Genomic DNA, 21166 nt, shown 5'->3' on the forward strand with positions numbered 1-21166 from the left:
GCTGCTCGAACCCATACTGCGACACTATGCCGTAGGTCGCCCGCACCGCTCGCCGCGCCGGTGGCCTGTTCGGGGTGGCGCACGTCCGGGAAGTTCCGTCGATGTGAGAGTTTTCCCAGCCGACGCCTGACCTGGGTGGACGGACTACGGTAGAGGCATGCGAGGGCTGCTGGTCGTCAACCCCGTCGCGACCACCACAACCGAACGTGTTCGGGACGTCCTCGCTGCCGCGCTCGCCGCGGATCTCGCTCTGGACGTCATCCCCACCAAGGGCCGGGGCCACGGGGTGGAACTCGGGGCGCGGGCGGTCGAACTCGGCGTTGATGTGGTGATCGCCCTGGGTGGCGACGGTACCGTCAACGAGATCGTCAACGGTCTGCTGCAGAACGGCCCGGTGGCCGACGGCCCGGCCTTCGCGGTCGTCCCCGGTGGGAGCACCAATGTGTTCGTCCGCGCGCTCGGCTACTCCGCGTCCCCGGTCGAGGCGACCGGCGAACTGCTGAACGCCCTGCGGGAGGGCCGTAGCCGGCGGATCAGCATCGGTCACGCCGAGTTCGGTGAACAGAGCCGCTGGTTCAGCTTCTGCTTCGGAGTCGGGCTCGACGCGCGCGTGGTGGAGCGGGTCGAGGCCAAGCGCAGCGGTGGCCGCCGCAACAGTTCCGGTCTGTTCCTGCGCGCGGCCGCTGCCCAGCTGCTCAGCGGTGCCGGCCGCCGCGCCCCCGTCCTCGAACTGGAGACGACACCCGCCCACTCCCCCGGCTCCGCCGCCCGCCGTCAGGCGCAGGCCGACGAGGCCGAGGAGGGTGCGGCGACCGCCGAGGCCGATGACCGGGACGCGCGGATCACCCTCGGGCTGGTCTGCAACACCCGCCCGTGGACCTACCTCGAGCAGCGACCGGTCCTCGCCTGCCCGCAGGCCTCGTTCGACAGCGGCCTGGATCTGCTCGCGCTGCGCCGGGTCCGCACGTCCGCGGTGCTGCGCACCGGGCGGCAGATGCTCGCCGAGGGCCGCGGACCGCACGGGCGCAATGTGGTGAGCCAGCACGACAGGGCGACGATCCACTTCCGCTCGGACGAGCCGGCGCCCATCCAGATGGACGGCGAGTACCTGGGCGAAAGCACCGACATCCGCCTTACCCATCATCCGCGGGCCCTGCGCGTCATCGCCTGACCCGCCCCGCCAGGCTGATCCCTCCCGCCAGGCTCATCAGCCCCGCCAGACCCGTCGGCCCCGCCCGCCGAGAGCGGAACTACTCGGTCAGGGCCGCGCACACCCCTACCGGATCGTCACAGATCGCCCCGGACACCCCGGCGTCGCGCAGCGCGCGGGCCTCGGTGAGGCCGGTCACCGTCCACACCACCAGCCGGATGCCTGCCGCGCGGGCCCGGGCGACCGCCGCCGGGCCGTGTGAGCCGCCCGAGCCAAGTACCGCGCTGGTGTGCGCGTGCAGTTCGGCGTGGCCGGCGGACTGGACGTAGGTGAGCCCGCCGCCCACCGACATCCGCGGCATGGTGAGAAACGCCGTGGTGACGGCGAGCTCGGCATCCCGGACGGCCTCGATCGCGAACCAGTCGAACGAGGAGACGGTGATGCCGCCCATGCCGGCGTCGAGGTCGGCCGGGTCCGGGCGGGCACCGATGTGACCGCGGGCGCGCAGCACGTCGACGAGGGCGCGCGCGGTGCGTTCGCGGGGGGCGTCGAAGTCCGGCTGGCCGGGCTGGTTCTTGATCTCGCAGATCAGGCGCCCGCGGCCCGCCCAGGCGTCAAGGACCTCGTCGAGCAACGGGATGCCATGGGCCCGCAGGGCCAAGGTCGACTGGCGGATGACCGCTCGACCCACCGGACGCGACAGCCGGGCGTCATGCACACAGATCAGGTCGCCGTCGGCGCTGCGGCGAACATCGACCTCGACGCCGTCGGCACCGGCCCGCAGCGCCGCGTCCACGGCCTCGGCCGTGTTCTCCGGACCTGGAACCCTACTACCCCGATGACCGAGTACCTCCATGGGCCCAACCCTGCCATCCGCGCCCAGGACGTGTGTCGCGGCAGGCTGGACACCCGGGCCGATGCCGAGATGGCATTTTCCGTCCGCTCCAGGGCCTCTCAGCGGCCCTCTCCGGCCCGCCCAGAGCACCCCTGGCGCCGCGACAACCCCTGGCAACCAGTACTTATGTCCCGACTGCATGCTGGGGAGAAGTGTCGCCGTGCGTGGCCCATCTGTGTCCCTGCCGGACAAGTGCAGGCCAGGGAGGGTGTGAAGACGCTTGCAGGTTCTTGCGCCCCTGCCCGTTCCGGTGGGAGGGTGGCGAATGTCCGTGGTGGATGCACGTGCACCTGGACTTACCGACCGCCAGGAACCCGCTCTACGGCTCGCCGTCGGGCCGAGCAGACATCCTGCTCATCCGAATTTCATCCGCGGCACAACCGTAGCGGCTCGCAAAGCGTCTCATGTGCAGTGTGGCCCGAGACGAGAGAGGGAGTTGGACGCATGGACTGGCGCCACAGAGCGCTCTGCCGTGACGAGGATCCCGAGCTCTTCTTCCCGATCGGTACTACCGGTCCGGCGGAACGCCAGGTCGAAGAGGCAAAGGCCGTCTGCGCGCGGTGTGCAGTCACTAGTGACTGTCTGAACTGGGCAATGGACACCGGGCAGGACTCCGGAGTCTGGGGTGGACTGAGCGAGGATGAGCGCCGAGCGCTCAAGCGCCAGGTCCGCCTTCGGGTTCGGACTGCCTGACCGCACCATCCCCGGTGGCCCTGTGCCACGGAACGGGGTGCACCATCCACCCGCGTCGGATCCCCGACATCCGCCCGCGGCGACCTCTGAGCGTCGGAACGCATCGGTTTCATGCCGACCGGCCCCAGCGGCTCCCGCATGACGTCAGGCCACGTGGCGCGCCCCCGCGCCGACGAGACTGGCAGCAACATCGGCCGTTCTGTCCACGCGTCCGCCGCAGTGATGCGGCGCGACGCGGGCGGAGCGGCCGTATCGCTTTGTGCCCCTGTTACTCCCGCTGATGTTCCACCCGCCGGTGCCGTAACCGCTGGTGCCGTGCTCGCTGGTGCCGTGCCCGCCGATGCCAGGCCACTCGCCGACGCCGGACTGTGGGCCGGCTCTGGCTGGTTCACCGAGCGCGCCCCGGTGGAGCGGGAACGCCGGGGTACACCGCGCGAAGCGGAGCCTGTGACGAAGGCCACGGCCACGGCTCCCGCGCGTAGGCATGGCATAGCGCCACACCGACCGCGAACGAGGGACACGACCTGGGGATACCCGCCATTCGCACCCCCAAACACTCAACTTTCAGAAAGTGGGATCGACAGCAGGGCCTCGGTGCCGCACTTCGGCCCCGCCTGGAGCCGGATGGTGCCGTGCATCTCACCGAGCACCAGCTGGCGCACGATCTGCAACCCCAGCCGGGGCGAGTGCTCGAGCTGGAAGTCATCCGGCAGGCCGGCGCCGTCATCGGCGACGACGACATCGAGCCGACCGGTCGAGCGCTGCACGCGGATCTCGATCGAACCCGCCGATCCGTCGAACGCGTGTTCTACAGCATTCTGCAGAAGCTCCGAGAGCACAAGGGCCAGCGGCGTGGCGAGCTCGCCGGGAAGGTGCCCGAACGAACCGGAGCGGCGGGTGTTCGCCCGCGCCCCGGTGGACGCCAGGTCCACCGTCACCGAGGTGATCTGGTCGGCGATCTCGTCGAAGGGGACGCTCTCTCCCAGGCTCTGCGACAGCGTCTCGTGCACGACCGCGATCGAGGTCACCCGCCGCACCGACTCGCGCAGCGCCGCTCGGGCCTCATCCACCTTCGTCCGACGCATCTGCAGGCGTAGCAGCGCGGCCACGGTCTGCAGGTTGTTCTTGACCCTGTGATGGATCTCACGGATTGTCGCGTCCTTGCTGAGCAGCATCGCCTCGCGTCGACGCAGCTCCGAGACGTCCCGCACGAGGACCAGCACCTCCCGGGTCGCCCCGGGAAACAGCGGGATCGCACGCAGCAGCACCACCGTGCTGCCGACCGCCGCCTCGACCTCGACGGGCCGGCGCCGTCCGATCGCATGCCACACCGCGGGGGTCGTCGCCGGCAGGTTCAGCGCACGGTGCACCGTGCGCAGGTCCTCACCGGTGACGTTGCCGGTGTACCCGAGGCGGCGATAGGCCGACAGCGCGTTGGGACTGGCGAAGATGACCTTGCCGGCACCGTCGAGACGCATCATCCCGTCGCCCACCCGCGGCGACTCCGGCAGCTCCGCCGAACTGCCCCGGAACGGGAACGCGCCTTCGGCGATCATGAGCGCCAGGTTGTTGGCACCTTGCAGGTAGGACGATTCCAGGTCGCTCGGCGTGCGCGGATTGACCAGGTTGGTGTCCCGGGCGAGCACCGCGATGATCTCGTTGCCGTGTCGCACCGGGATCGCCTCGGTACGCACCGGCACCCCGCCGTCCCACTCCGGTTCGCCCTCGCGGGCGATGCGGTTCTCCCGCCAGGCGTTCTGCACCACCCAGCGGTTGATGACGACGCTGCCGACCTCGTCGTTGTGGTAGGCGGTCGGCCCGGTCGTCGGCCGCACCTGGGCCACCACCAGAAACTCGGTACCGCTGGTGTGACCACCACGACCCGAGGCCGAACCGGAACGGACGGGCACGAGCAGCAGCAGATCGGCGAACGACAGGTCGGCGAGCAACGCCCAGTCCGCGACGAGCGCGGCCAGGTGGTCGATGTCGTCGTCGCTGAGGTCCGTGCTCGCGCGCAGCATGTCGGCGAGGGTTCCCACGGGCTGCACACTGCCAGACCGGTGAGTGTTGTGAGCTGGCGGGCACCCACATGCACCCCGGACGCGCCGTACGCTCGCCGTCGTGACCATCGACGACGCACCCGCGCAGGCCGGGCCGCCGGCTCCGTCACAGGCCGGGCCGCTGGCCTGGCTGGCCGACCACGCCGAGGCCCGCCGGGCCGCCGGGCTGCGCCGCGAACTCCGTCCGCGTACCGCCGGGCTGCCCGCGTCCCACGCCGTGCGGGTGGATCTGGCCGGCAACGACTACCTCGGTCTTGGCCGACACCCCGCCGTCGTGGCGGCCGCGGTCCGCGCCGTACGTGACTGGGGCGCCGGTTCCACCGGAAGTCGCCTGGTCACCGGGTCAACCACGCTGCACACCGACCTGGAGCAGGCCCTGGCCGCGCACATGGGGTTCGCGGCGGCGCTGGTGTTCTCCTCCGGCTACACCGCCAACCTCGGCGTTCTGACCGCGCTCGCCGGCCCGGGCGACCTCATCGTGTCGGACGCGCTCAACCACGCCTCGATCGTGGACGCCTGCCGGCTCTCCCGAGCCCAGGTGGTGATCACCCCACACGGTGAGACGGCCGCCGTCGCCGCGGCGTTGGGAGTCGGCGGCTGGCGACGGGCGATCGTCGTCACCGAGTCGGTGTTCTCCGCCGACGGTGACGCCGCCGACCTGCTCGCCCTGCACGACACCGCCCGGGCCCACGGCGCGCTGCTGGTCGTCGACGAGGCGCACGGCCTGGGAGTCGTCGGCCCGGGCGGCGGTGGCGCGGTGCACGCCGCCGGGCTCGCCGCGGAGCCGGACGTGGTGGCCACCGCGACCCTGTCCAAGGCGCTCGGCGGCCTCGGCGGTGCCGTACTGGGTTCCACGGCGCTGCGCGACCATCTCGTCGACACCGCCCGGTCCTTCATCTTCGACACCGGACTCGCCCCGGCGAACGTCGGCGCGGCACTGGCCGCACTCGACCAGCTGCGGGCCCGACCGGAACTGGCCGGGACGGTCCGGGCACACGCGCGTCACCTCGCCGAGCTCACCGGCGCGCCGACCCCGGCCGGGGCGGTCGTCTCGGTGATCCTCGGTGAACCCGAGACGGCGCTGGCCGCCGCCGCGGCCTGCCGGGCCAGCGGCGTCGCCGTGGGCTGCTTCCGTCCGCCCACCGTCCCCGCCGGCACCAGCCGGCTACGCGTCGCGGCCCGAGCCGACCTCACCGCGACCGACCTGGCCCAGGTCCGCGAGGCCTTCGCCGCCGCCGGCATCCTCGTGCGGGTCCCATGAGCGTCCTGGTCGTCACCGGCACCGGCACCGAGATCGGCAAGACCATCGTCACCGCCGCCGTCGCCGCCCTCGCGTCCGACCGGGGCCGCTCGGTCGCCGTGGTCAAACCCGCGCAGACCGGCCTCCCACCCGGCGCACCCGGCGACGTGGACCTCGTCGCCACGCTCAGCGGCGTCCGCGACATCCACGAGGGAACCCGCTACCCGGACCCGCTCGCACCGGCGACCGCCGCCCGCCGGGCGGGACTGCCCGCTGTCGACCTCGGCGACGTCCGCGCCCAGCTCGACAAGCTCGCGGCCCACCGCGATCTGGTGCTCGTCGAGGGTGCCGGCGGTCTGCTGGTGCGTTTCGACGAGCACGGCAGCACCGTCGCCGACCTCGCCCAGCAGCTGCGCGCGCCGGTGCTCGTCGTCGTGTCGGCCGGGCTCGGTACGCTCAACACCACGGCGCTGACCCTCGAGGCACTTGCCCACCGCGGGCTCGAACTCGCCGGTGTGGTGATCGGCTCCTGGCCGGCCGACCCCGATCTAGCCTGCCGAGGCAACCTGGCCGACCTCGCGAGTCTCGCCGGCCGTCCGGTGGCCGGTGCGATCCCCGCCGGCGCCGGCCTGCTGACCCCAGCCGACTTCCTCGCCACCGCCCGCCGCTCACTGGAACCGTCACTCGGCGGCACCTTCCGCGCACAGGAGTTCCAGAACAGTCACCCAATGTGATGTACAGCACGTGTCGAGTGCTGAACGTGCGCGATGTCGCGTCCGAAAGGGGAACACCATCGCGCCCGGGGCTCGACAATGGTGGCGCCCACACCCACCATCCGGGCACGGCCACACCCGCCCGCCCGGACCCGACTACCGAGCAGCCGACCGTATCCGCCGTAGACCTCGCCAGGAGGCCACCGTGACCGCACCCGTGACCGCGTATCCCGCCCCCAAGGTGGTGGAGACCCCGCTGGAGCCGGCCGACGCCACGCTGGACGACGCCACGCTGGACGACGCTGCGCTGAGCGAGTCCGTGCTGGACGAGTCCGCCCTGGGCGAGTCCGTCCTCGACAAGACCGTCCTGGACGAGACCGCGCTCGGCGAGACCGCGCTGGGCGAAGGCGTCCCGGATGATGCCGCGCTCGTTGATGGCGCGCTGGACGAGAACGCGACCGGCGGACCCGCGACGGCCCGCACCGATCCGGCGACGATCCTCGCCCACGCGCGCCGTGAGGTGCTCGAGGGCGGACGCGGTCTGGACGAGGCCAGCGTGCTCGCGGTCCTGCAGCTGCCGGACGAGTCGCTCACCGAACTGCTGGCGCTCGCCCACGAGGTGCGGATGCGCTGGTGCGGACCGGAGATCGAGGTCGAGGGCATCATCAGCCTGAAGACCGGCGGCTGCCCGGAGGACTGCCACTTCTGCTCGCAGTCCGGCAAGTTCGACTCGCCGGTACGTTCGGCCTGGCTGGACGTCCCGTCGCTGGTCGACGCCGCACGCCAGACCGCCGCCACCGGAGCGACGGAGTTCTGCATCGTGGCGGCCGTGCGCGGTCCCGACGAGCGCCTGATGTCGCAGGTCCGTGAGGGTGTGGCCGCGATCCAGGCCGCGGTGGAGATCAACGTCGCCTGCTCGCTGGGCATGCTCACCCAGGCCCAGGTGGACGAGCTCGCCGCGATGGGTGTCCACCGCTACAACCACAACCTCGAGACAGCCCAGTCGCACTTCACCAAGGTCGTCACCACGCACTCCTGGGAGGAGCGCTGGGAGACCTGCGAGATGGTCCGCGCCGCCGGCATGGAACTGTGCTGCGGGGCGATCCTCGGCGTCGGCGAGTCCCTCGAGCAGCGCGCGGAACTCGCAGCCCAGCTCGCCCGCCTGGAGCCGGACGAGGTCCCCCTGAACTTCCTCAACCCGCGCCCCGGCACTCCCTTCGGCGACTACCCGCCGGTCCAGCCGCGGGACGCCCTGCGCGCCATCGCCGCCTTCCGCCTGGCGCTGCCCCGCACCATCCTGCGCTACTCGGGCGGCCGGGAGATCACCCTCGGCGACCTCGAGGCGCAGGGCATGCTCGGTGGCATCAACGCCGTCATCGTCGGCAACTACCTGACGACCCTCGGCCGCCCCGCCGAGGCCGACCTGAAGATGCTGGCCGACCTCAGCATGCCGATCAAGTCCCTCCAGTCCACCCTCTGATCACGACCGTCACCATTGCCATCACCGTCAGCGACGCCATCGCTCTCACCGTCACCAACCCCGCCACCGCGACACCGCGACACCGCGAAGGACACCGCCTCAGCGTCGCCGGCACCGCGGCACCGCCAACGGCCTTCCAGGTGCCCGATATATAACGAAATGTGCTTTGCCACGGTGCGGCGGTGCGCTTCGACCCCCGCGAATCGCGGCCAGGTGGCGGCCACATTCAGCGCATGCCGAGGGTTGTTCAAGGATTTCGGCCTCCCCAGCCGAATAACCCTCGGCATGTGGCCGAATAACCCTCGACATCCGACCCAGGACCGGCGCGCCGACCGCAGCTGACTGCGGACGGTCGCTAAAGGTTTCGTACGGTCACCAACGGCCGGGGCGGAGAGGGCGTGGCGGGGAAGGCGAACTCCTTCGCAGCCGCAATGCTCCCCTACGCGCATGGATGGATACCCTGGGCGACAGAGGCCCTGGGTGGCGGGAGTCTGGACGTTCGGGGAATCTGGACGACGGGAATGCGGAGGTATCGCCGCCGTGATTCCGTACACCCGTGCGGGTCCACGTTGAGGCGTCTGCGACGACCCCTCGGCGTCCGCGCCGAACCCAGGACCTGCGATCCTGCGCATGCGGACGGGATGATGTCAGCCCCTGGCACCGACCTGGGACGCCCATCTCCCGGTGCGAACGGGAGACATCGACCTTGTTGCGCGCGCGGGAGACGTCGACATCCCGGCGCGAACGGGGAGCAGCGACCCTGTGGCGCGGACGGGAGACGTCGACATCCCGGCGCGGGTGGGGGGCGTCAGGCGTTGGTGGCTGTCATGAGGCCGTGCTCGGCGCAGCGGGCCGACCAGCCGCCGGGGGTGACCTGCACGACCATACGGCGGCGGCAGATTCGGCAGTACCGCGGTGGCTCCAGCTCGCGAGCCCGCGCACACGCCTCATGGTTCCCCACACCAGCTAGCTGACCGCAACGGTCACAGAACGAGGCGTCCATGAACATCAGCTTAAGGCATGGCACACAGGTGTCACCCCGGGTACCCGACCGGCGGCAGCCTACCCCGCATCGGCGAGGACCGGCGGACGGTGACGAGGGCCTGTAAGGGCCCCCACGACGACGACAGTCGGACCAGCAGGCGCCAACGGTGCTCGGGGGCCGACGGATGTCCACAAGCGCCGACACGCGCTGACGGGCGCCGACACACGCAGACGGACTCCGACATGCGCTGACGAGCATCGACACGCGCTGACGGACGTAGGCGAAGATCAGCGGACGCCGGCGAAGATCAGCCGGTGCTGAGGGGGATCAGCCTGCGGCGACGGGCTCGACGACGGCGATCAGGTCGCCGTCCTGGACGACGTCGCCCTCGGAGACAGCGATGCGGGCCACGGTGCCGCCGTCCTCGCTGATCACGGGGATCTCCATCTTCATGGAGTCGAGGATGACCAGGGCGTCTCCGGCCGCCACTGCGTCTCCCTCGCCGACGACGACCTTCCACACGTTGGCAACCATCTCCGCGCGGACCTCTTCGGCCATCGACGCCCCCTTCAACGGCGGTAGGCCACGGGCCGGGCGGCCGCGACCCCGCGGGTCATGGAGCCCACCAACGGTGAGCCCGCGAGAAGCGTAGTGCCCACAGCCATCCGGACCAATGCCAATCGCCGACCAGGGACGTCCGTCCAGCGGTGGATCGGGGCGCGAACAGCAACGACGCGCGCGACTCGCCCGCCCGGTGTTGGGAACGAATACCGCAAACCCGCAGACTACGCATGTGCTCGTACTTGTCGTGCTGACTCTGGTGATCGGGTTGGGCGTGGGACTCGCCCGCGGTGGAACACTCAGCGCCCTCGCCCGCGTCCATGTCCAACAGCCGTTGTTGTTCGCCGCGGTGATCCTGGCACTCGCGGTCGGCGGGCTCGTACCGGCGTTGCACAGCGTGGCCTGGATCGTGGCCGCTGTGCTCGCGGCGCTGTTCGCCGGGATGAACAACCGCCTGCCAGGCCTTGGCCTGCTGGTCGCCGGCATCATCGCCAACGCCGCCGTGATCACGGCCAACGGTGGGCAGATGCCGGTTTCGCTGTGGCAGGCCCAGCATGCCGGGGTGCCGGCGAACGACATCCTGCGCTCGGCCTTCCACACTCCCGCTGACGGCGACAGCAGCCTACGGCTGCTCAGCGACATCATCCCCTTCGCGTTGCCGGGGGTGCCCGCGGTCCTGAGCATCGGAGACGTGCTGATCGCGGCCGCGCTCGGCGTGTTCGGCGCGGTGACCCCGGTCCGTGCGTGGCGGACGCTGCAGGCGCGGCGCAACGCCGCCCTCGCCGGCGCCCTGCCCGCCGCCTACGGCGGACCGCCTCGGCCTGGTACCCGGCGCAGCGCTAGCGGCGTCCCGACCTACGACGACCTGGCCGACCCGCAGCTGGCCGACATGGACCCGGCCACGGACGACTCCTGGGAGTATGTCAAGATCACAAAACAGCATCGCACCAGCACCGACGGCTCAGACGATCCTGACGAGCTCGACGCGCGCGAGGAGCTCGACGGCCAGGACGACCTCGGCGACCTCGGCGACCTCGGTGGTCAGGGTGGTCAGGGCGAACCTCAGGACCTGGGCGGTCATGCGCGTCGGGGCGTTCCGCCGGGCACCGCGGAACCCGCCGACGATCCCGCGTTCGATGATCGTGGTGGCGGTCCGCTCGATGGCTGGCTCGATGACGATGCCCACGCGGGTCGCGCGGCATCGGACCGCGCGGACGCGGACCTCATCGCCCCAGACCGCACCAGCCTCGACCCCACTGGCCCGGATGGTCCCGATGCTCGCGATGCCGATACCCGCGCGGCGGGTCCAGGCGGCACCGGCCCGCGGCGGGCGGGCTCGGGTGGCACGGGGCTGGGCGGGGATGGCATGGGTGGCGACGGGTACGACCCGTACGACATCTCCGTCTTCCGCGCGTCCGAGGAGCGGACGTCCGGCGGTCGTGGGGCGAAGGGCGGCGGGAGCGAGGCAGGCGGGCACCGTCTGCGGCCCTCCGACGCCGGGGTGAGCGAGACTGACCCGTCCGGCCTGGATGACCCGTGGGGCGATGGGCCCACGCCGCGCCAGCCGGGGGCCACGGCACGCGGCTGACCCGACGGCCGCGCGGGCTGGCACGATGACTGCTGTATCCAGTGAAGGGAAGGAGGACGTCATGGCGAAGAAGAAGCGCAAGCGGCGCGCACGGGCCAAGCACAAGGCCAACCACGGCAAGCGCCCCAACACCTGATCGGATCGGCGGGTCGTGCTTGTTGGCGCGGCCCGCCGCTGGGCGGCGTGAAGCGCCGCCGGATGGCCGGGTGCCGTCACATGGCTACCCGGCCGCACGGCTACTCGGCGCGGAACTCCCCGGCGTCGACGTCGACACGGGCCGCCCGCAGCCGGGCGAGCACGCTCGTTCGCAGGGTCTCCGGCGCCCGTTCCCCGCCGCACTTGCGGGCGACGAGCATCTTGACCTCACGTTCGAGGCCGAACTCGCGCAGGCACGGGGAGCACTCGTCGAGGTGGGAGCGGATCAGGTTGTGCTGGCCGCCGTCGCACTCCCCGTCGAGGTAGAGGAACACGGCGTCGAGCACCTTTCGGCAGTCGATCTCGTGTTCACCACCGCAGCTCACGACGCACCACCTTCGACGTCGGTGGAGCCCGCGGGGACCAGCCCACGGTCGGCCGCGTACTGCTCGAGCGACTTGCGCAGACCCCGGCGACCGCGATGCAGCCGGGACATGACCGTCCCGATCGGCGTGCCCATGATCTCCGCGATCTCCTTGTAGGAGAAACCCTCGACATCGGCCAGGTAGACCGCCATCCGGAAGTCCTCCGGGAGGGCCTGCAGCGCATCCTTGATGTCGCTGTCGGGCAGATGCTCGAGTGCTTCGGTCTCGGCGCTCTTGAGGCCGACGGAGGTGTGCGACTCCGCCTCGGCGAGCTGCCAGTCCTCGACCTGCTCGGTCGGGCTCTGCAGCGGCTGACGCTGCCGACGGCGGTAGGTGTTGATGAAGGTGTTCGTCAGGATCCGGTAGAGCCAGGCCTTGAGGTTCGTTCCGGCCTGGAACTGGTGAAAGGCCGCGAACGCCTTCACGAAGGTCTCCTGAACGAGATCCTCCGCGTCGGCTGGGTTGCGGGTCATCCGCAACGCGGCGGCATACATCTGGTCGAGGTACGGGAGAGCGTCGCGCTCGAAGCGCGCACCCCGCTCCTCGGTGGTCTCGTCGACCAGGATCATCCCCTCACCGTCGTCTGCACCGACAGCGGGCCCGGCGACCGCGGACCCGGCCTGTGGCGCGGCGAGCCGTCCGGAAACGGATCGCCTTCCCGCCGAGGACGATACCCCGGGCACCGCACGATCGCGCGGTGATGTGGGCCGTGATATCCGCCCAGGTGACGCCTGCTCACGGGCCGGCTGCTCGGACGGCCGCCCGTGCGATGCCTGCTGTTGCAGGGCGCTCGCTGGAGTCATGTGACCTCCGCTACCTCGTCTGGCCTCCTGGTCAACCGGACCCGGCTCTGGATGATTCCCGCACCGACGTCCGACCCGGGCCGGTACCGGGTCATATCCGGGCGGGGTGCGGGACGTCCGGCGGGCCGAGCAGGCCGAGCAGGCCGAGCAGGCCGAGCAGGTAGGCGGCGCCCACATGGGCGGCTTCGGCGACGGCCTCCTCGGGCGCCCGCCCGTCACGGACACGGGTCCGAAACGAGTGGTCGCCGCCCCGGACGAGGTGCAGGCGGCGTTCCCGGGACGCGTCCGGTTCGGGCCGACCGAAGGGATCGCGTTCGCCCTGGACCACCAGCACCGGCAGCCCGACCTCGTCGAGTTCGTGCTGACGGGACGGCTTCGGCTCGCCGGCCGCCGTCCGACCCGGCGGGCGCAGCGGGAAGCCGAGCGCGAGCACACCCCGGGCTCCCAGCGGTCCTGCGACCCGCATCGCCACCCGCGATCCCATCGACACCCCCGCCAGTGCGAACGGCCGCCCCGTGTCGGCGACATGCGTGCTCACCGCGGCCAGCGCGACGGCGTCCAGTCGGGCCGCCCGGTCGGGTGCCCGCCGGCCGGCCACCCGGTAGGGCATCTCCAGCCGTCCGATCCGCGCGCCCCCCGCGGCCAGGGCCGTGGCCAGCGCGTTGAACAGGGGTGTGTCCACACCGCTACCGGCACCATGCAGAAACACGACCGTCGGGCCGTCGCCGGGAACCAGACGCAGCCGCCCACCGTCGACTGCTGTGTGGACCTCTGTCGCACCCTCCCGTCCAGGCCCCGCCGCCGGTCCGGATTCGGTCGTCACGGCGGCCGGGACGCATTGCCGGGACGCAACGGGGAAAGACCCCGCGTGGTCCAGCTCGGAATCTGTCAGACTTCCACCGTGACTTTGTGACTTGCCTCTCATCAATGCCCCTTGAAGGGTGGGAAAAGCTCCATGCTGCCTGGCCCCGCCGCGGACGCGGGATCGTCTCGAGGACGAGCGCAATCCCTGGTCTGCGAGGCTCCGACGGACAGTGACGACCCGTACTGGGCGTTCTACGAGGAGGTCGCGGCCGCCCAGCTGCGGGAGTGGTTGCCCACGCGGCCGGGGCGGGTGCTCGACGTCTCCGGGCCGCGGGCCAGGTTCGCCCGGCAGATGGTCGGGGCCGGCCATCAGGTGGTCCGGGTGGTCACCGACGCGGTCCCCACCCATCTGCGTGAGCGCGGCGGTGCCACACCCGGCTCGGGGGGTGGTGGGGCGCTGTGTCCGGTCGTGGGCGACGCCCGGTCGCTGGACTGGTTTCACGCCGGCTCGTTCGACGCGGTGCTCGCCGAGGCGCGGGCACTGTCGTTCTGCCTGGCCACCGAGACCACTCTCGAGCAGATCCACCGGATGCTGCGCCCGGGCGGCCAGCTGCTGCTGTGCGTCGACTCGCTGCTGCTGGGGCTGGCCCGGCTGGCCGAGCAGCACCGGTGGGCGGAACTGTCCGATGTACCCCGTGCGGATGTCGTGCTGGTACCCGCCGACGACGGCACGATAACCCGGTGTTTCTGGCCCGAGGAGCTGCGCGCGCTGCTGTCCAGCGCCGGCTTCGAGGTCGACTGGATCCGGCCCCGGACAGTGCTGTCCGCCGAAGCCGTCACCCGGGCGCTCGCCGAGGACGTCTCCTGCTTCCCCACCCTGGTCCGGACCGAGGTGGAGCTCTCCGCCGAACGTGAGGGCGAGTCCATCGGCATCCATCTGATCGCCTCCGCCCGCCGCCCCCGGTGACGTCCGGCGGACGGGCCCGGGGCGTCCGCGGCGACACCGGCGCGGCCTGAGATCAAGGTGACCGGCCGGTGAACGGGCTGTGGGCCGGCGGGGCGGGGGGAGAGGCGGTGGCCCGGATCGGGCCGTTCATCCGGCATGCTGGCAGGGTGAGCATCCTGACCGGTACCGAGCACGCCGATACCCAGTCCGATCCGTGGCCAGCACCGACGGCGGCGCGGCCGGTGGTGGCCGTCGTGCCGGTGCCGGGCGCCAAGTCCGGCACCAACCGGGCGCTGGTGCTGGCGGCGCTGGCCAGCGGCGAGTCCCGGCTGCGGGGGGCGCTGCGTTCGCGCGACACCCTGCTCATGGCCGGTGTGCTGCGGGCGCTCGGTGCCGAGGTCGACACCGACGGGGTGGACTGGACGGTCCGCCCGGCCCGGTCGACGCGGCTGGCCGCGGGCGCGCGGGCCGACTGCGGCAACGCCGGCACGGTCGCCCGCTTCACCCCGGCGCTAGCGACCCTGCGCGAAGGCGACATCGTGTTCGACGGGGACACCCGGATGCGCGACCGCCCGCTGACTCCCCTGCTCGGGGCGCTGCGGCGGCTGGGCGCCGACATCGACTCCGACCGGATGCCCTTCACCGTCCACGGTCACGGCGGGCTGCCCGGCGGCGAGGTGGAGGTCGACGCGTCCAACTCGAGCCAGCTCATCTCCGGTCTGCTGCTCGCCGGTCCGCGTTACGACGCCGGGGTCACGGTCGTGCACCACGGCTCCCGGCTGCCGTCCGGCCCGTACCTGGACATGACGGTGGCGGACCTGCGCGCGGCCGGCGCCACGGTGGACGTCGACCCGCCCGCGGCCGGCGGCACCCGGCGCTTTCGGGTGGCGCCGGGTGAGCTCCTGGCCGGTGAGAAGGTGATCGAACCGGATCTCAACAGCGCGACCGCGTTCCTCGCCGCCGCGGTCGCCACCGGCGGGCGGGTCGTGGTGCCCAGCTGGCCGGATGTCACCGAACAGCCCGGACGGATGCTGCCCGCGTTGCTCGCGGCCATGGGCGCCTCCACCGAGCGCACCGAACGGGGCCTGGCGGTCACCGGTGGTGGCACCATCCACGGCATCGATGTCGACCTGAGCGACTTCGGCGAGGCCGCGCCGGTGCTGACCGCGCTCGCCGCGCTGGCGAGCTCACCGTCCCGGCTGCGCGGCATCGGTCACCTGCGGCTGCACGAGACCGACCGGCTCGCCGCGCTCGCCGAGGAACTGGGCCGTCTCGGCGCCCGGATCACCGTGACCGACGACGGGCTGGCGATCGACCCGGCGCCCCTGCACGGTGGACGGCTCGACCCGCGCTCCGACCACCGGCTCGCGATGGCCTACGCGGTCGTCGGGCTGGTGGTGCCCGGGGTCGAGGTCGATGACATCGCCACCACCGGCAAGACCGTTCCCGACTTCCCCCGGATGTGGTCGGCGATGCTGGCAGACCAGGCAGACCAGGCCGGCCGGTGACCCGAGGTCGTGCCCTGACGCGGGTCGGCTCGGTCTAGCGGGTCGCGGCGATGCCCCGAGAGCTCGACGAGGACGACGTCCGCATCCGTCCCGGTCGGGGGTCACGTCCCCGCACCCGGCAGCGGCCCGACCATGCCGAGGCCGTGCCGGCGGTCGTGGTCGGTGTCGACCGCGGCCGGTACTCCTGCCGGCCGCAGCCGTGGCCCGACCGGCTGGTCGCGGCGGTGCGCGGTGGGTCGATGCGCCGCACGTCCGTCGTCGTCGGCGACCAGGTGGCCCTGGTCGGGGACCTGTCCGGCACCGACGGGGTGCTCGCCCGCCTGGTCCGTCGGGAGGAACGCACCAGCGTGCTGCGGCGCACCCCGGACGACACCGACCCGGCCGAACGGCCGATCGTGGCGAACGCCGACATCCTGGTGATCGTCTGTGCCGTCACCGATCCGGTGCCCCGGCCGGGCCTGATCGACCGATGTCTGGTCGCCGCCTACGACGGCGGTCTGGCGCCGGTGCTGTGCCTGACCAAGGCGGACCTCGCCGACCCCGAAACGATCACCGAGCTGTACCGGCCGCTTGGTTTTCCGGTCGTGGCCACCCGGCCCGACCAGGACCTCACGGACCTGCACAGTCTGCTGACGCAACGGGTCAGCGTGCTGTTCGGGCACAGCGGGGTGGGTAAGTCCAGCCTGGTCAACCGGCTGGTGCCGGCCGCCGACCGGGCGATCGGCGAGGTCAACGCGGTCACCGGACGCGGCCGGCACACCTCCTCGGCGGCCGTGGCACTGCGGTTGCCGGCCGGCGGCATGGTGATCGACACGCCGGGGATACGGTCGTTCGGGCTGGGCGCGGTGTCGCCGGCGCGGGTGCTGTCGGCCTTCTCCGATCTGGCCGCCGCGGCCGCGTACTGCCAGCCGGGATGTGAGCATCTCGCGCCGTCGGCGGACTGCGCGCTGGACTCCGCCGTCACCGGGGGCGGTGCCGACGCCGCGCGGCTGGCGAGCCTGCGCAGACTGCTCGCGGCACGCGCGACACCGCTCTGACCGCGGCGATCGGAGATTCGTCACACTCGTGGGTCACACGGGTTCCGGGCGCCCTTCGCAGCGACGCGTGACCGGGCTCGACTCGTAGTCTCGCAGGGTGACCCCGCCTAACCCCACCTCCGTGGGTTCCGAGTCCCCCGAGGTTCCCGACGCCGTCACCGTCACCGTCACCGACGATCTCGCGCTTGCGCTGAGCCTCGCGGACGCCGCCGACCGGCTCACCCTGTCCCGCTTCCAGGCCGTCGACCTGCACGTCGAGTCAAAGCCGGACAACACCCCGGTCTCCGACGCGGACACCGCCGTCGAAGCCATGATCCGCGAGCGGCTCGCCGTCGCCCGGCCCGGTGACGCCGTCCTCGGTGAGGAGGAGGGTCTGGTCGGCGGCGACTCCCGACGGCGCTGGATTCTCGACCCGGTCGACGGCACCAAGAACTTCGTGCGGGGCGTTCCGGTCTGGGGCACGCTGCTCGGTCTCGAGGTGGACGGCGAGATGGTCGTCGGTGTGGCCAGCGCGCCGGCGATGAGCCGGCGCTGGTGGGGGGCCCGGGGCACCGGCGCGTTCACCCGCGACGCCACCGGCGACACCCGCGCGTTGCGGGTGTCGCCGGTGACCCGGCTCAGCGACGCCTTCCTGTCGTTCGCCTCGATCGAGGGCTGGCGGACAGCCCGTCGCCTCGAGGAGTTCCTCGACCTGGCCGACCAGGTCTGGCGCACCCGCGCCTACGGCGACTTCTGGTCGCACATGATGGTCGCCGAGGGTGCGGTCGACCTTGCCTGCGAGCCGGAGGTGTCGCTGTGGGACATGGCCGCCCTACAGGTGATCGTCGAGGAGGCCGGTGGTCGGTTCACCGACCTGACCGGAACACGCGGCCCGGGGCACGGCACGGTCCTGACGACCAACGGCCTGCTGCACGAGTCGGCGCTGCGCTCGTTCAACCGCTGACCACCTGGCGTCACCCGCCGGGACCACTCACCACCCGCCCCAGCACCACCCGCACCCACGACCACGGCCGCCATGACCACGACCATGGCGGCTCGACCGGCTGGGCCTGCTGATGATCGGCTTCGCACATCGTGGGTCGCCCGCCCCGCACCAGCGGGAGAACGCCATGCCGGCGTTTCGCCGGGCGCTGGCCGGCGGGGCGGGTGGCCTGGAGTCCGATGTCTGGCTGACCGCCGACGGCGTGCCCGTCCTGCACCACGACGGGGCGCTCGGGCCGCCGGGGCGGCGGCGGCCGATCGCCACCCTGGCGGCCCGGCAGCTGCCGGGATGGTTGCCGACGCTGGCCGCGTTCTACCGCGAACTCGGCGCGTCGTTCGGGTTGTCCTTCGAGCTCAGTCTGGACCTGAAGGGCCCGGACACGGGTTTCGCGCCCAAAGCCGATTCCGTCATCGCCGTCGCCCGCGCGGCCGGCGGCGGCGCGGCGGTGGGCCACCTGTGGCTGTGCGGCCATCTCACGCAGCTCGCCGACTACCGGGCCCACGACCCGGATGTCCGACTGGTCAACTCCGCCTCGCTCGAGGCCGTCCGGGCCGGCGGGGGCCCCGAGGCCTACGCCGAGCGGCTCCGCGCCGCCGGCATCGCCGCGCTCAACCTGCGCACCCGGGAATGGACCCCCCGCACCGCCGGCATCGTCGCGGTGCTCCACGAGCGGGGCATAGCCGCCTTCGGCTGGGACGCCCAGCGCACGGCCACCCTGCGCCGGCTGGCCGGATACCGGCTCGACGCCGTCTACAGCGACCATCTGGACCGGCTGGTGCGGGTGACCGGCCGACGACCCGGTACTCCCCCGGCCGACGATGCTCGACCGCCCTCGCCCACCTGAGCGCCGGGACGGCCACCTGAGCGCTGTGACAGCCATCCGGGCGCTGTGACGCGCGGAACCGCCACACCGGCACAATGAGCCAGCTGGCCAACGGCGCTGTCGACATCAGAGCGGCCATCGAGGACGGCAAGGCCACGCAAAGCATGATGCGCAGCGTGACCGACTACATGACCGACGATAAACCTGTGCGTTGTGTTGACTTCGGCGAGGTATAGCCGCCGGCGATCGGCGAGCGCAACGAGGTTAGCCGCCCGGTGGGACGAACCGGCCGATTGGCCGCCGAGCGCGATTAACGCACAACCCGCTGCGGATGAGCCCCGGACTCGCTACGGACACTTTCCTGACACCGCGATGGCGGATGACTCCGCTCAGTCCTCCTCTGTGGCCTCGCCAACCTCGGCGACCTGCAGCATCTGCTCCGGAAACCCGGTGCGTTCCGCTACTCGCTCGACCGAGTAACCCTGCCTCACCAGGTCACGAGCCTGTTCCAAGGTCCAGCCCCGCCCGGGGTCAACCCGGCGAACGACCACTTCACTCGCCTGGCGCCGTTCCTGCGGCCAGCTGAGTCGTGCACGGCGTGCCAAGAGTCGACCTCCGCGATTTGACGACTTTGATGTTACGTCACCAAGGATAGGCCATATTGACAGCGGCCTGCCCACCTGAACTCCATGATAGTAGCTGGCGACCTGTTAATGCAGACCAGCTCCGAAGAGCGCACATCACACGAAGTCCAGGCCGCCCGAACAGCGCCCCTTGGCCGAAGGGAACCAGGAACTGTACCGAACCAGCAGCCACTTCCGCGGTGTCTCTGCCGGACGAAGGCGAGTCCGCCAGTTCCGCCGGGCGGCCGGACTCCCATGCCATCCGGATCAGAACTCGATGTTGCTCATCACATGCTTGATCCTGGTGTAGTCCTCAAGTCCATAGACCGACAGATCCTTGCCGTAGCCACTACGGCCGAAGCCGCCATGTGGCATCTCCGCAACCAGCGGCAGGTGGGTGTTGATCCACACACAACCGAAATCCAGCCGCCGCGCGACCCGCATCGCCCGGCCGTGATCGCGGGTCCACACACTCGAGGCAAGGCCATAGTCGACCCCGTTGGCCCAGGCCACCGCCGCGTCCTCGGTGTCGAAGCGCTGCATGGTGATGACGGGCCCGAACACCTCCCGCTGGCTGAGCTCGTCGTCCTGGCGTAGCCCCGCGACGACGGTGGGCGGGTAGAAGAAACCGGGTCGAGGCAGGGACGCCCCGCCGGTGAGCACCTCGGCATGCGCGGGTGCCCGCTCGACGATGCCGCTGACCCGGGCGAGCTGGTCGGCGCTGTTGAGTGGCCCGTAGTCGACGCCCGGCTCGTCCGGTGCGCCCGTGGTGGTGTTCTGGGCGGCCTTGGCCAGGGCCGCGGCGAGCGCGTCGTACACACCGTCGGCGGCGAGCACCCGGGTCGCGGCCGTGCAGTCCTGACCGGCGTTGAAGTAGGCGGCCGCGGCGATCTCGGTGGCCACCTCGCTCGGATCGACGTCGTCGAAGACGATGACCGGCGCCTTACCGCCGAGTTCCAGGTGCACCCGCTTGAGCGTGTCGGCCGCCGCCCGCGCCACCGCCATCCCCGCCTGCACACTGCCCGTGATCGACACCATCGCCGGCCCGGGATGGGCGACCAGGGCCCGTCCGGTGTCGCGGTCCCCGCACACGACGTTGAGCACGCCGGGCGGAAGGAACTCCGCGGCGATCCGGGCCAGCAGCAGACTGGACGCCGGCGTCGTCTCGGCCGGTTTGAGCACGACCGTGTTGCCCGCGGCGATCGCCGGGGCGATCTTCCACACGGCCATCATCAGCGGATAGTTCCAGGGCGTGACCTGCGCGCACACCCCCACCGGCTCGCGGCGCACGAAGCTTGTGTGCCCGGCCAGGTACTCACCACCCGCGCGGCCCTCCAACGTGCGGGCGGCCCCGGCGAAGAAGCGGATCTGGTCGGCGCTCGGCCCGACCTCCTCGCTGCGGGTGAGGGCCAGTGGCTTACCGGTGTTGGCGCTCTCCACCGCGGCGATCTCGTCCGCCCGCTCCTCCACCGCGTCCGCGAGCCGCAGCAGGGCCCGGGCGCGCTGCGCCGCGGGGGTGTCGCGCCACGACGGGAACGCCGCCGTGGCCGCCTCGACGGCCGCGGTCACGTCGAGCGGTCCCGAGCGGGGCGCGTGGGCCACCGTCCGACCCGTCGCCGGGTCCACGATCGGGGTCGTCGTGCCCTCGGCCGAGGGCACGGCGGCCCCGTTGATCAGGTTGGTCAGGGTCGCGTCCATGTCTTCTCCCTCGTTCG

Annotated in this window: 21 protein-coding genes; 13 read left to right on the top strand and 8 right to left on the bottom strand. The window is 71.8% G+C overall.

Translation table 11 applies throughout. The features are described 5' to 3' along the window. The first annotated feature begins 157 nt into the window (after nt 1-157). A complete protein-coding gene (locus G6R24_RS00490; RefSeq protein WP_163547135.1) occupies nt 158-1171 on the top strand; it encodes a diacylglycerol/lipid kinase family protein in 1014 nt (337 codons plus the stop codon). Between the two features lie 79 nt (nt 1172-1250). On the opposite strand, the gene G6R24_RS00495 is transcribed toward G6R24_RS00490, so the two are convergent. Beyond that, nucleotides 1251-2006 (bottom strand): glycerophosphodiester phosphodiesterase, encoded by a 756-nt coding sequence (locus G6R24_RS00495; protein WP_163547137.1) that lies wholly within the window; start codon nt 2004-2006, stop codon nt 1251-1253. A 483-nt stretch (nt 2007-2489) separates the two neighbouring features. Between G6R24_RS00495 and G6R24_RS00500 the strand changes: the two genes are divergently transcribed. Further along, the gene (locus G6R24_RS00500; protein WP_163547139.1) at nt 2490-2738 is read left to right on the top strand and encodes a WhiB family transcriptional regulator; all 249 of its coding nucleotides are present in this window, start codon (nt 2490-2492) and stop codon (nt 2736-2738) included. A 557-nt stretch (nt 2739-3295) separates the two neighbouring features. On the opposite strand, the gene G6R24_RS00505 is transcribed toward G6R24_RS00500, so the two are convergent. Then, nucleotides 3296-4759 carry a sensor histidine kinase gene (locus tag G6R24_RS00505; protein ID WP_175084378.1) on the bottom strand — a complete coding sequence of 488 codons (1464 nt, stop codon included), beginning with the start codon at nt 4757-4759 and terminating at the stop codon, nt 3296-3298. 100 nt (nt 4760-4859) lie between these two features. Between G6R24_RS00505 and G6R24_RS00510 the strand changes: the two genes are divergently transcribed. The 3 genes from G6R24_RS00510 to bioB all read left to right on the top strand — a co-directional run bounded on the left by G6R24_RS00510 (nt 4860) and on the right by bioB (nt 8231). Continuing rightward, on the top strand, nt 4860-6059 hold the full coding sequence (locus G6R24_RS00510) for an 8-amino-7-oxononanoate synthase (protein ID WP_175084374.1): 1200 nt from the start codon (nt 4860-4862) through the stop codon (nt 6057-6059). After that, a complete protein-coding gene (gene bioD / locus G6R24_RS00515; RefSeq protein ID WP_163547143.1) occupies nt 6056-6772 on the top strand; it encodes a dethiobiotin synthase in 717 nt (238 codons plus the stop codon). Before G6R24_RS00510 ends, bioD begins: the two co-directional genes overlap by 4 nt. Nucleotides 6773-7193: 421 nt before the next feature. Next, a complete protein-coding gene (gene bioB / locus G6R24_RS00520; protein WP_163547201.1) occupies nt 7194-8231 on the top strand; it encodes a biotin synthase BioB in 1038 nt (345 codons plus the stop codon). A gap of 808 nt (nt 8232-9039) precedes the next feature. On the opposite strand, the gene bsaP is transcribed toward bioB, so the two are convergent. Then, nucleotides 9040-9474: a biotin synthase auxiliary protein BsaP gene (gene bsaP / locus G6R24_RS24345; RefSeq protein ID WP_476727344.1), complete on the bottom strand. Its 435-nt coding sequence runs from the start codon at nt 9472-9474 to the stop codon at nt 9040-9042. 69 nt (nt 9475-9543) lie between these two features. Beyond that, nucleotides 9544-9774 (bottom strand): biotin/lipoyl-binding carrier protein, encoded by a 231-nt coding sequence (locus G6R24_RS00525; protein WP_163547145.1) that lies wholly within the window; start codon nt 9772-9774, stop codon nt 9544-9546. Between the two features lie 262 nt (nt 9775-10036). Between G6R24_RS00525 and G6R24_RS00530 the strand changes: the two genes are divergently transcribed. Together G6R24_RS00530 and G6R24_RS23890 are read left to right on the top strand one after the other, a co-directional pair. Further along, the gene (locus G6R24_RS00530) at nt 10037-11365 is read left to right on the top strand and encodes a DUF5317 domain-containing protein (protein WP_225437919.1); all 1329 of its coding nucleotides are present in this window, start codon (nt 10037-10039) and stop codon (nt 11363-11365) included. A gap of 61 nt (nt 11366-11426) precedes the next feature. Next, nucleotides 11427-11501: a 50S ribosomal protein bL37 gene (locus tag G6R24_RS23890; RefSeq protein WP_369809780.1), complete on the top strand. Its 75-nt coding sequence runs from the start codon at nt 11427-11429 to the stop codon at nt 11499-11501. Between the two features lie 100 nt (nt 11502-11601). On the opposite strand, the gene rsrA is transcribed toward G6R24_RS23890, so the two are convergent. From rsrA to G6R24_RS00545, 3 genes are all read right to left on the bottom strand, one after another. Then, nucleotides 11602-11886, bottom strand: a complete 285-nt coding sequence (rsrA, locus tag G6R24_RS00535) for a mycothiol system anti-sigma-R factor (protein WP_163547149.1) — start codon at nt 11884-11886, stop codon at nt 11602-11604. Then, nucleotides 11883-12494, bottom strand: a complete 612-nt coding sequence (locus tag G6R24_RS00540; protein ID WP_163547150.1) for a sigma-70 family RNA polymerase sigma factor — start codon at nt 12492-12494, stop codon at nt 11883-11885. Before G6R24_RS00540 ends, rsrA begins: the two co-directional genes overlap by 4 nt. Before the next feature lie 325 nt (nt 12495-12819). Further along, the gene (locus tag G6R24_RS00545; protein ID WP_420840646.1) at nt 12820-13410 is read right to left on the bottom strand and encodes an alpha/beta hydrolase family protein; all 591 of its coding nucleotides are present in this window, start codon (nt 13408-13410) and stop codon (nt 12820-12822) included. 273 nt (nt 13411-13683) lie between these two features. Here G6R24_RS00545 and G6R24_RS00550 point away from each other — a divergent pair, with 273 nt between their 5' ends. The 6 genes from G6R24_RS00550 to G6R24_RS00575 all read left to right on the top strand — a co-directional run bounded on the left by G6R24_RS00550 (nt 13684) and on the right by G6R24_RS00575 (nt 19064). Next, complete coding sequence (locus tag G6R24_RS00550; RefSeq protein WP_163547154.1) at nt 13684-14499, top strand: class I SAM-dependent methyltransferase; 816 nt, start codon at nt 13684-13686, stop codon at nt 14497-14499. Nucleotides 14500-14645: 146 nt separating this feature from the next. Continuing rightward, nucleotides 14646-15986 (top strand): 3-phosphoshikimate 1-carboxyvinyltransferase, encoded by a 1341-nt coding sequence (gene aroA / locus G6R24_RS00555; protein WP_163547203.1) that lies wholly within the window; start codon nt 14646-14648, stop codon nt 15984-15986. Nucleotides 15987-16036: 50 nt separating this feature from the next. Beyond that, on the top strand, nt 16037-17023 hold the full coding sequence (rsgA, locus tag G6R24_RS00560) for a ribosome small subunit-dependent GTPase A (protein WP_163547156.1): 987 nt from the start codon (nt 16037-16039) through the stop codon (nt 17021-17023). Nucleotides 17024-17120: 97 nt separating this feature from the next. Further along, nucleotides 17121-17966, top strand: coding sequence for a histidinol-phosphatase (gene hisN / locus G6R24_RS00565; RefSeq protein WP_163547158.1), 846 nt, complete (start codon nt 17121-17123; stop codon nt 17964-17966). 112 nt (nt 17967-18078) lie between these two features. Next, nucleotides 18079-18849, top strand: a complete 771-nt coding sequence (locus tag G6R24_RS00570; protein ID WP_163547159.1) for a glycerophosphodiester phosphodiesterase — start codon at nt 18079-18081, stop codon at nt 18847-18849. Nucleotides 18850-18923: 74 nt separating this feature from the next. Further along, the gene (locus G6R24_RS00575) at nt 18924-19064 is read left to right on the top strand and encodes a hypothetical protein (RefSeq protein ID WP_163547161.1); all 141 of its coding nucleotides are present in this window, start codon (nt 18924-18926) and stop codon (nt 19062-19064) included. Nucleotides 19065-19718: 654 nt separating this feature from the next. Here the strand turns inward: G6R24_RS00575 and G6R24_RS00580 are convergent. Beyond that, nucleotides 19719-21149 carry a gamma-aminobutyraldehyde dehydrogenase gene (locus G6R24_RS00580; protein WP_163547163.1) on the bottom strand — a complete coding sequence of 477 codons (1431 nt, stop codon included), beginning with the start codon at nt 21147-21149 and terminating at the stop codon, nt 19719-19721. Between the last annotated feature and the right edge of the window lie 17 nt (nt 21150-21166).

The sequence above is a fragment of the Candidatus Frankia nodulisporulans genome, from assembly GCF_902806475.1.
GTDB lineage: Bacteria > Actinomycetota > Actinomycetes > Frankiales > Frankiaceae > Frankia > Frankia umida.

What these genes read in the sequence shown, in the direction of transcription:
- G6R24_RS00550 (WP_163547154.1), top strand. Translation starts at nt 13,684, where the DNA reads ATGCTGCCTGGCCCCGCCGCGGACGCGGGATCGTCTCGAGGACGAGCG.
- G6R24_RS00525 (WP_163547145.1), bottom strand. Translation starts at nt 9,774, where the DNA reads ATGGCCGAAGAGGTCCGCGCGGAGATGGTTGCCAACGTGTGGAAGGTC.
- G6R24_RS00500 (WP_163547139.1), top strand. Translation starts at nt 2,490, where the DNA reads ATGGACTGGCGCCACAGAGCGCTCTGCCGTGACGAGGATCCCGAGCTC.
- bsaP (WP_476727344.1), bottom strand. Translation starts at nt 9,474, where the DNA reads ATGCTCGTCAGCGCATGTCGGAGTCCGTCTGCGTGTGTCGGCGCCCGT.
- G6R24_RS00495 (WP_163547137.1), bottom strand. Translation starts at nt 2,006, where the DNA reads ATGGAGGTACTCGGTCATCGGGGTAGTAGGGTTCCAGGTCCGGAGAAC.
- G6R24_RS00580 (WP_163547163.1), bottom strand. Translation starts at nt 21,149, where the DNA reads ATGGACGCGACCCTGACCAACCTGATCAACGGGGCCGCCGTGCCCTCG.
- G6R24_RS00490 (WP_163547135.1), top strand. Translation starts at nt 158, where the DNA reads ATGCGAGGGCTGCTGGTCGTCAACCCCGTCGCGACCACCACAACCGAA.
- rsgA (WP_163547156.1), top strand. Translation starts at nt 16,037, where the DNA reads ATGCCCCGAGAGCTCGACGAGGACGACGTCCGCATCCGTCCCGGTCGG.
- G6R24_RS00570 (WP_163547159.1), top strand. Translation starts at nt 18,079, where the DNA reads ATGATCGGCTTCGCACATCGTGGGTCGCCCGCCCCGCACCAGCGGGAG.
- G6R24_RS00575 (WP_163547161.1), top strand. Translation starts at nt 18,924, where the DNA reads ATGAGCCAGCTGGCCAACGGCGCTGTCGACATCAGAGCGGCCATCGAG.
- bioD (WP_163547143.1), top strand. Translation starts at nt 6,056, where the DNA reads ATGAGCGTCCTGGTCGTCACCGGCACCGGCACCGAGATCGGCAAGACC.
- G6R24_RS00540 (WP_163547150.1), bottom strand. Translation starts at nt 12,494, where the DNA reads ATGATCCTGGTCGACGAGACCACCGAGGAGCGGGGTGCGCGCTTCGAG.
- G6R24_RS00505 (WP_175084378.1), bottom strand. Translation starts at nt 4,759, where the DNA reads ATGCTGCGCGCGAGCACGGACCTCAGCGACGACGACATCGACCACCTG.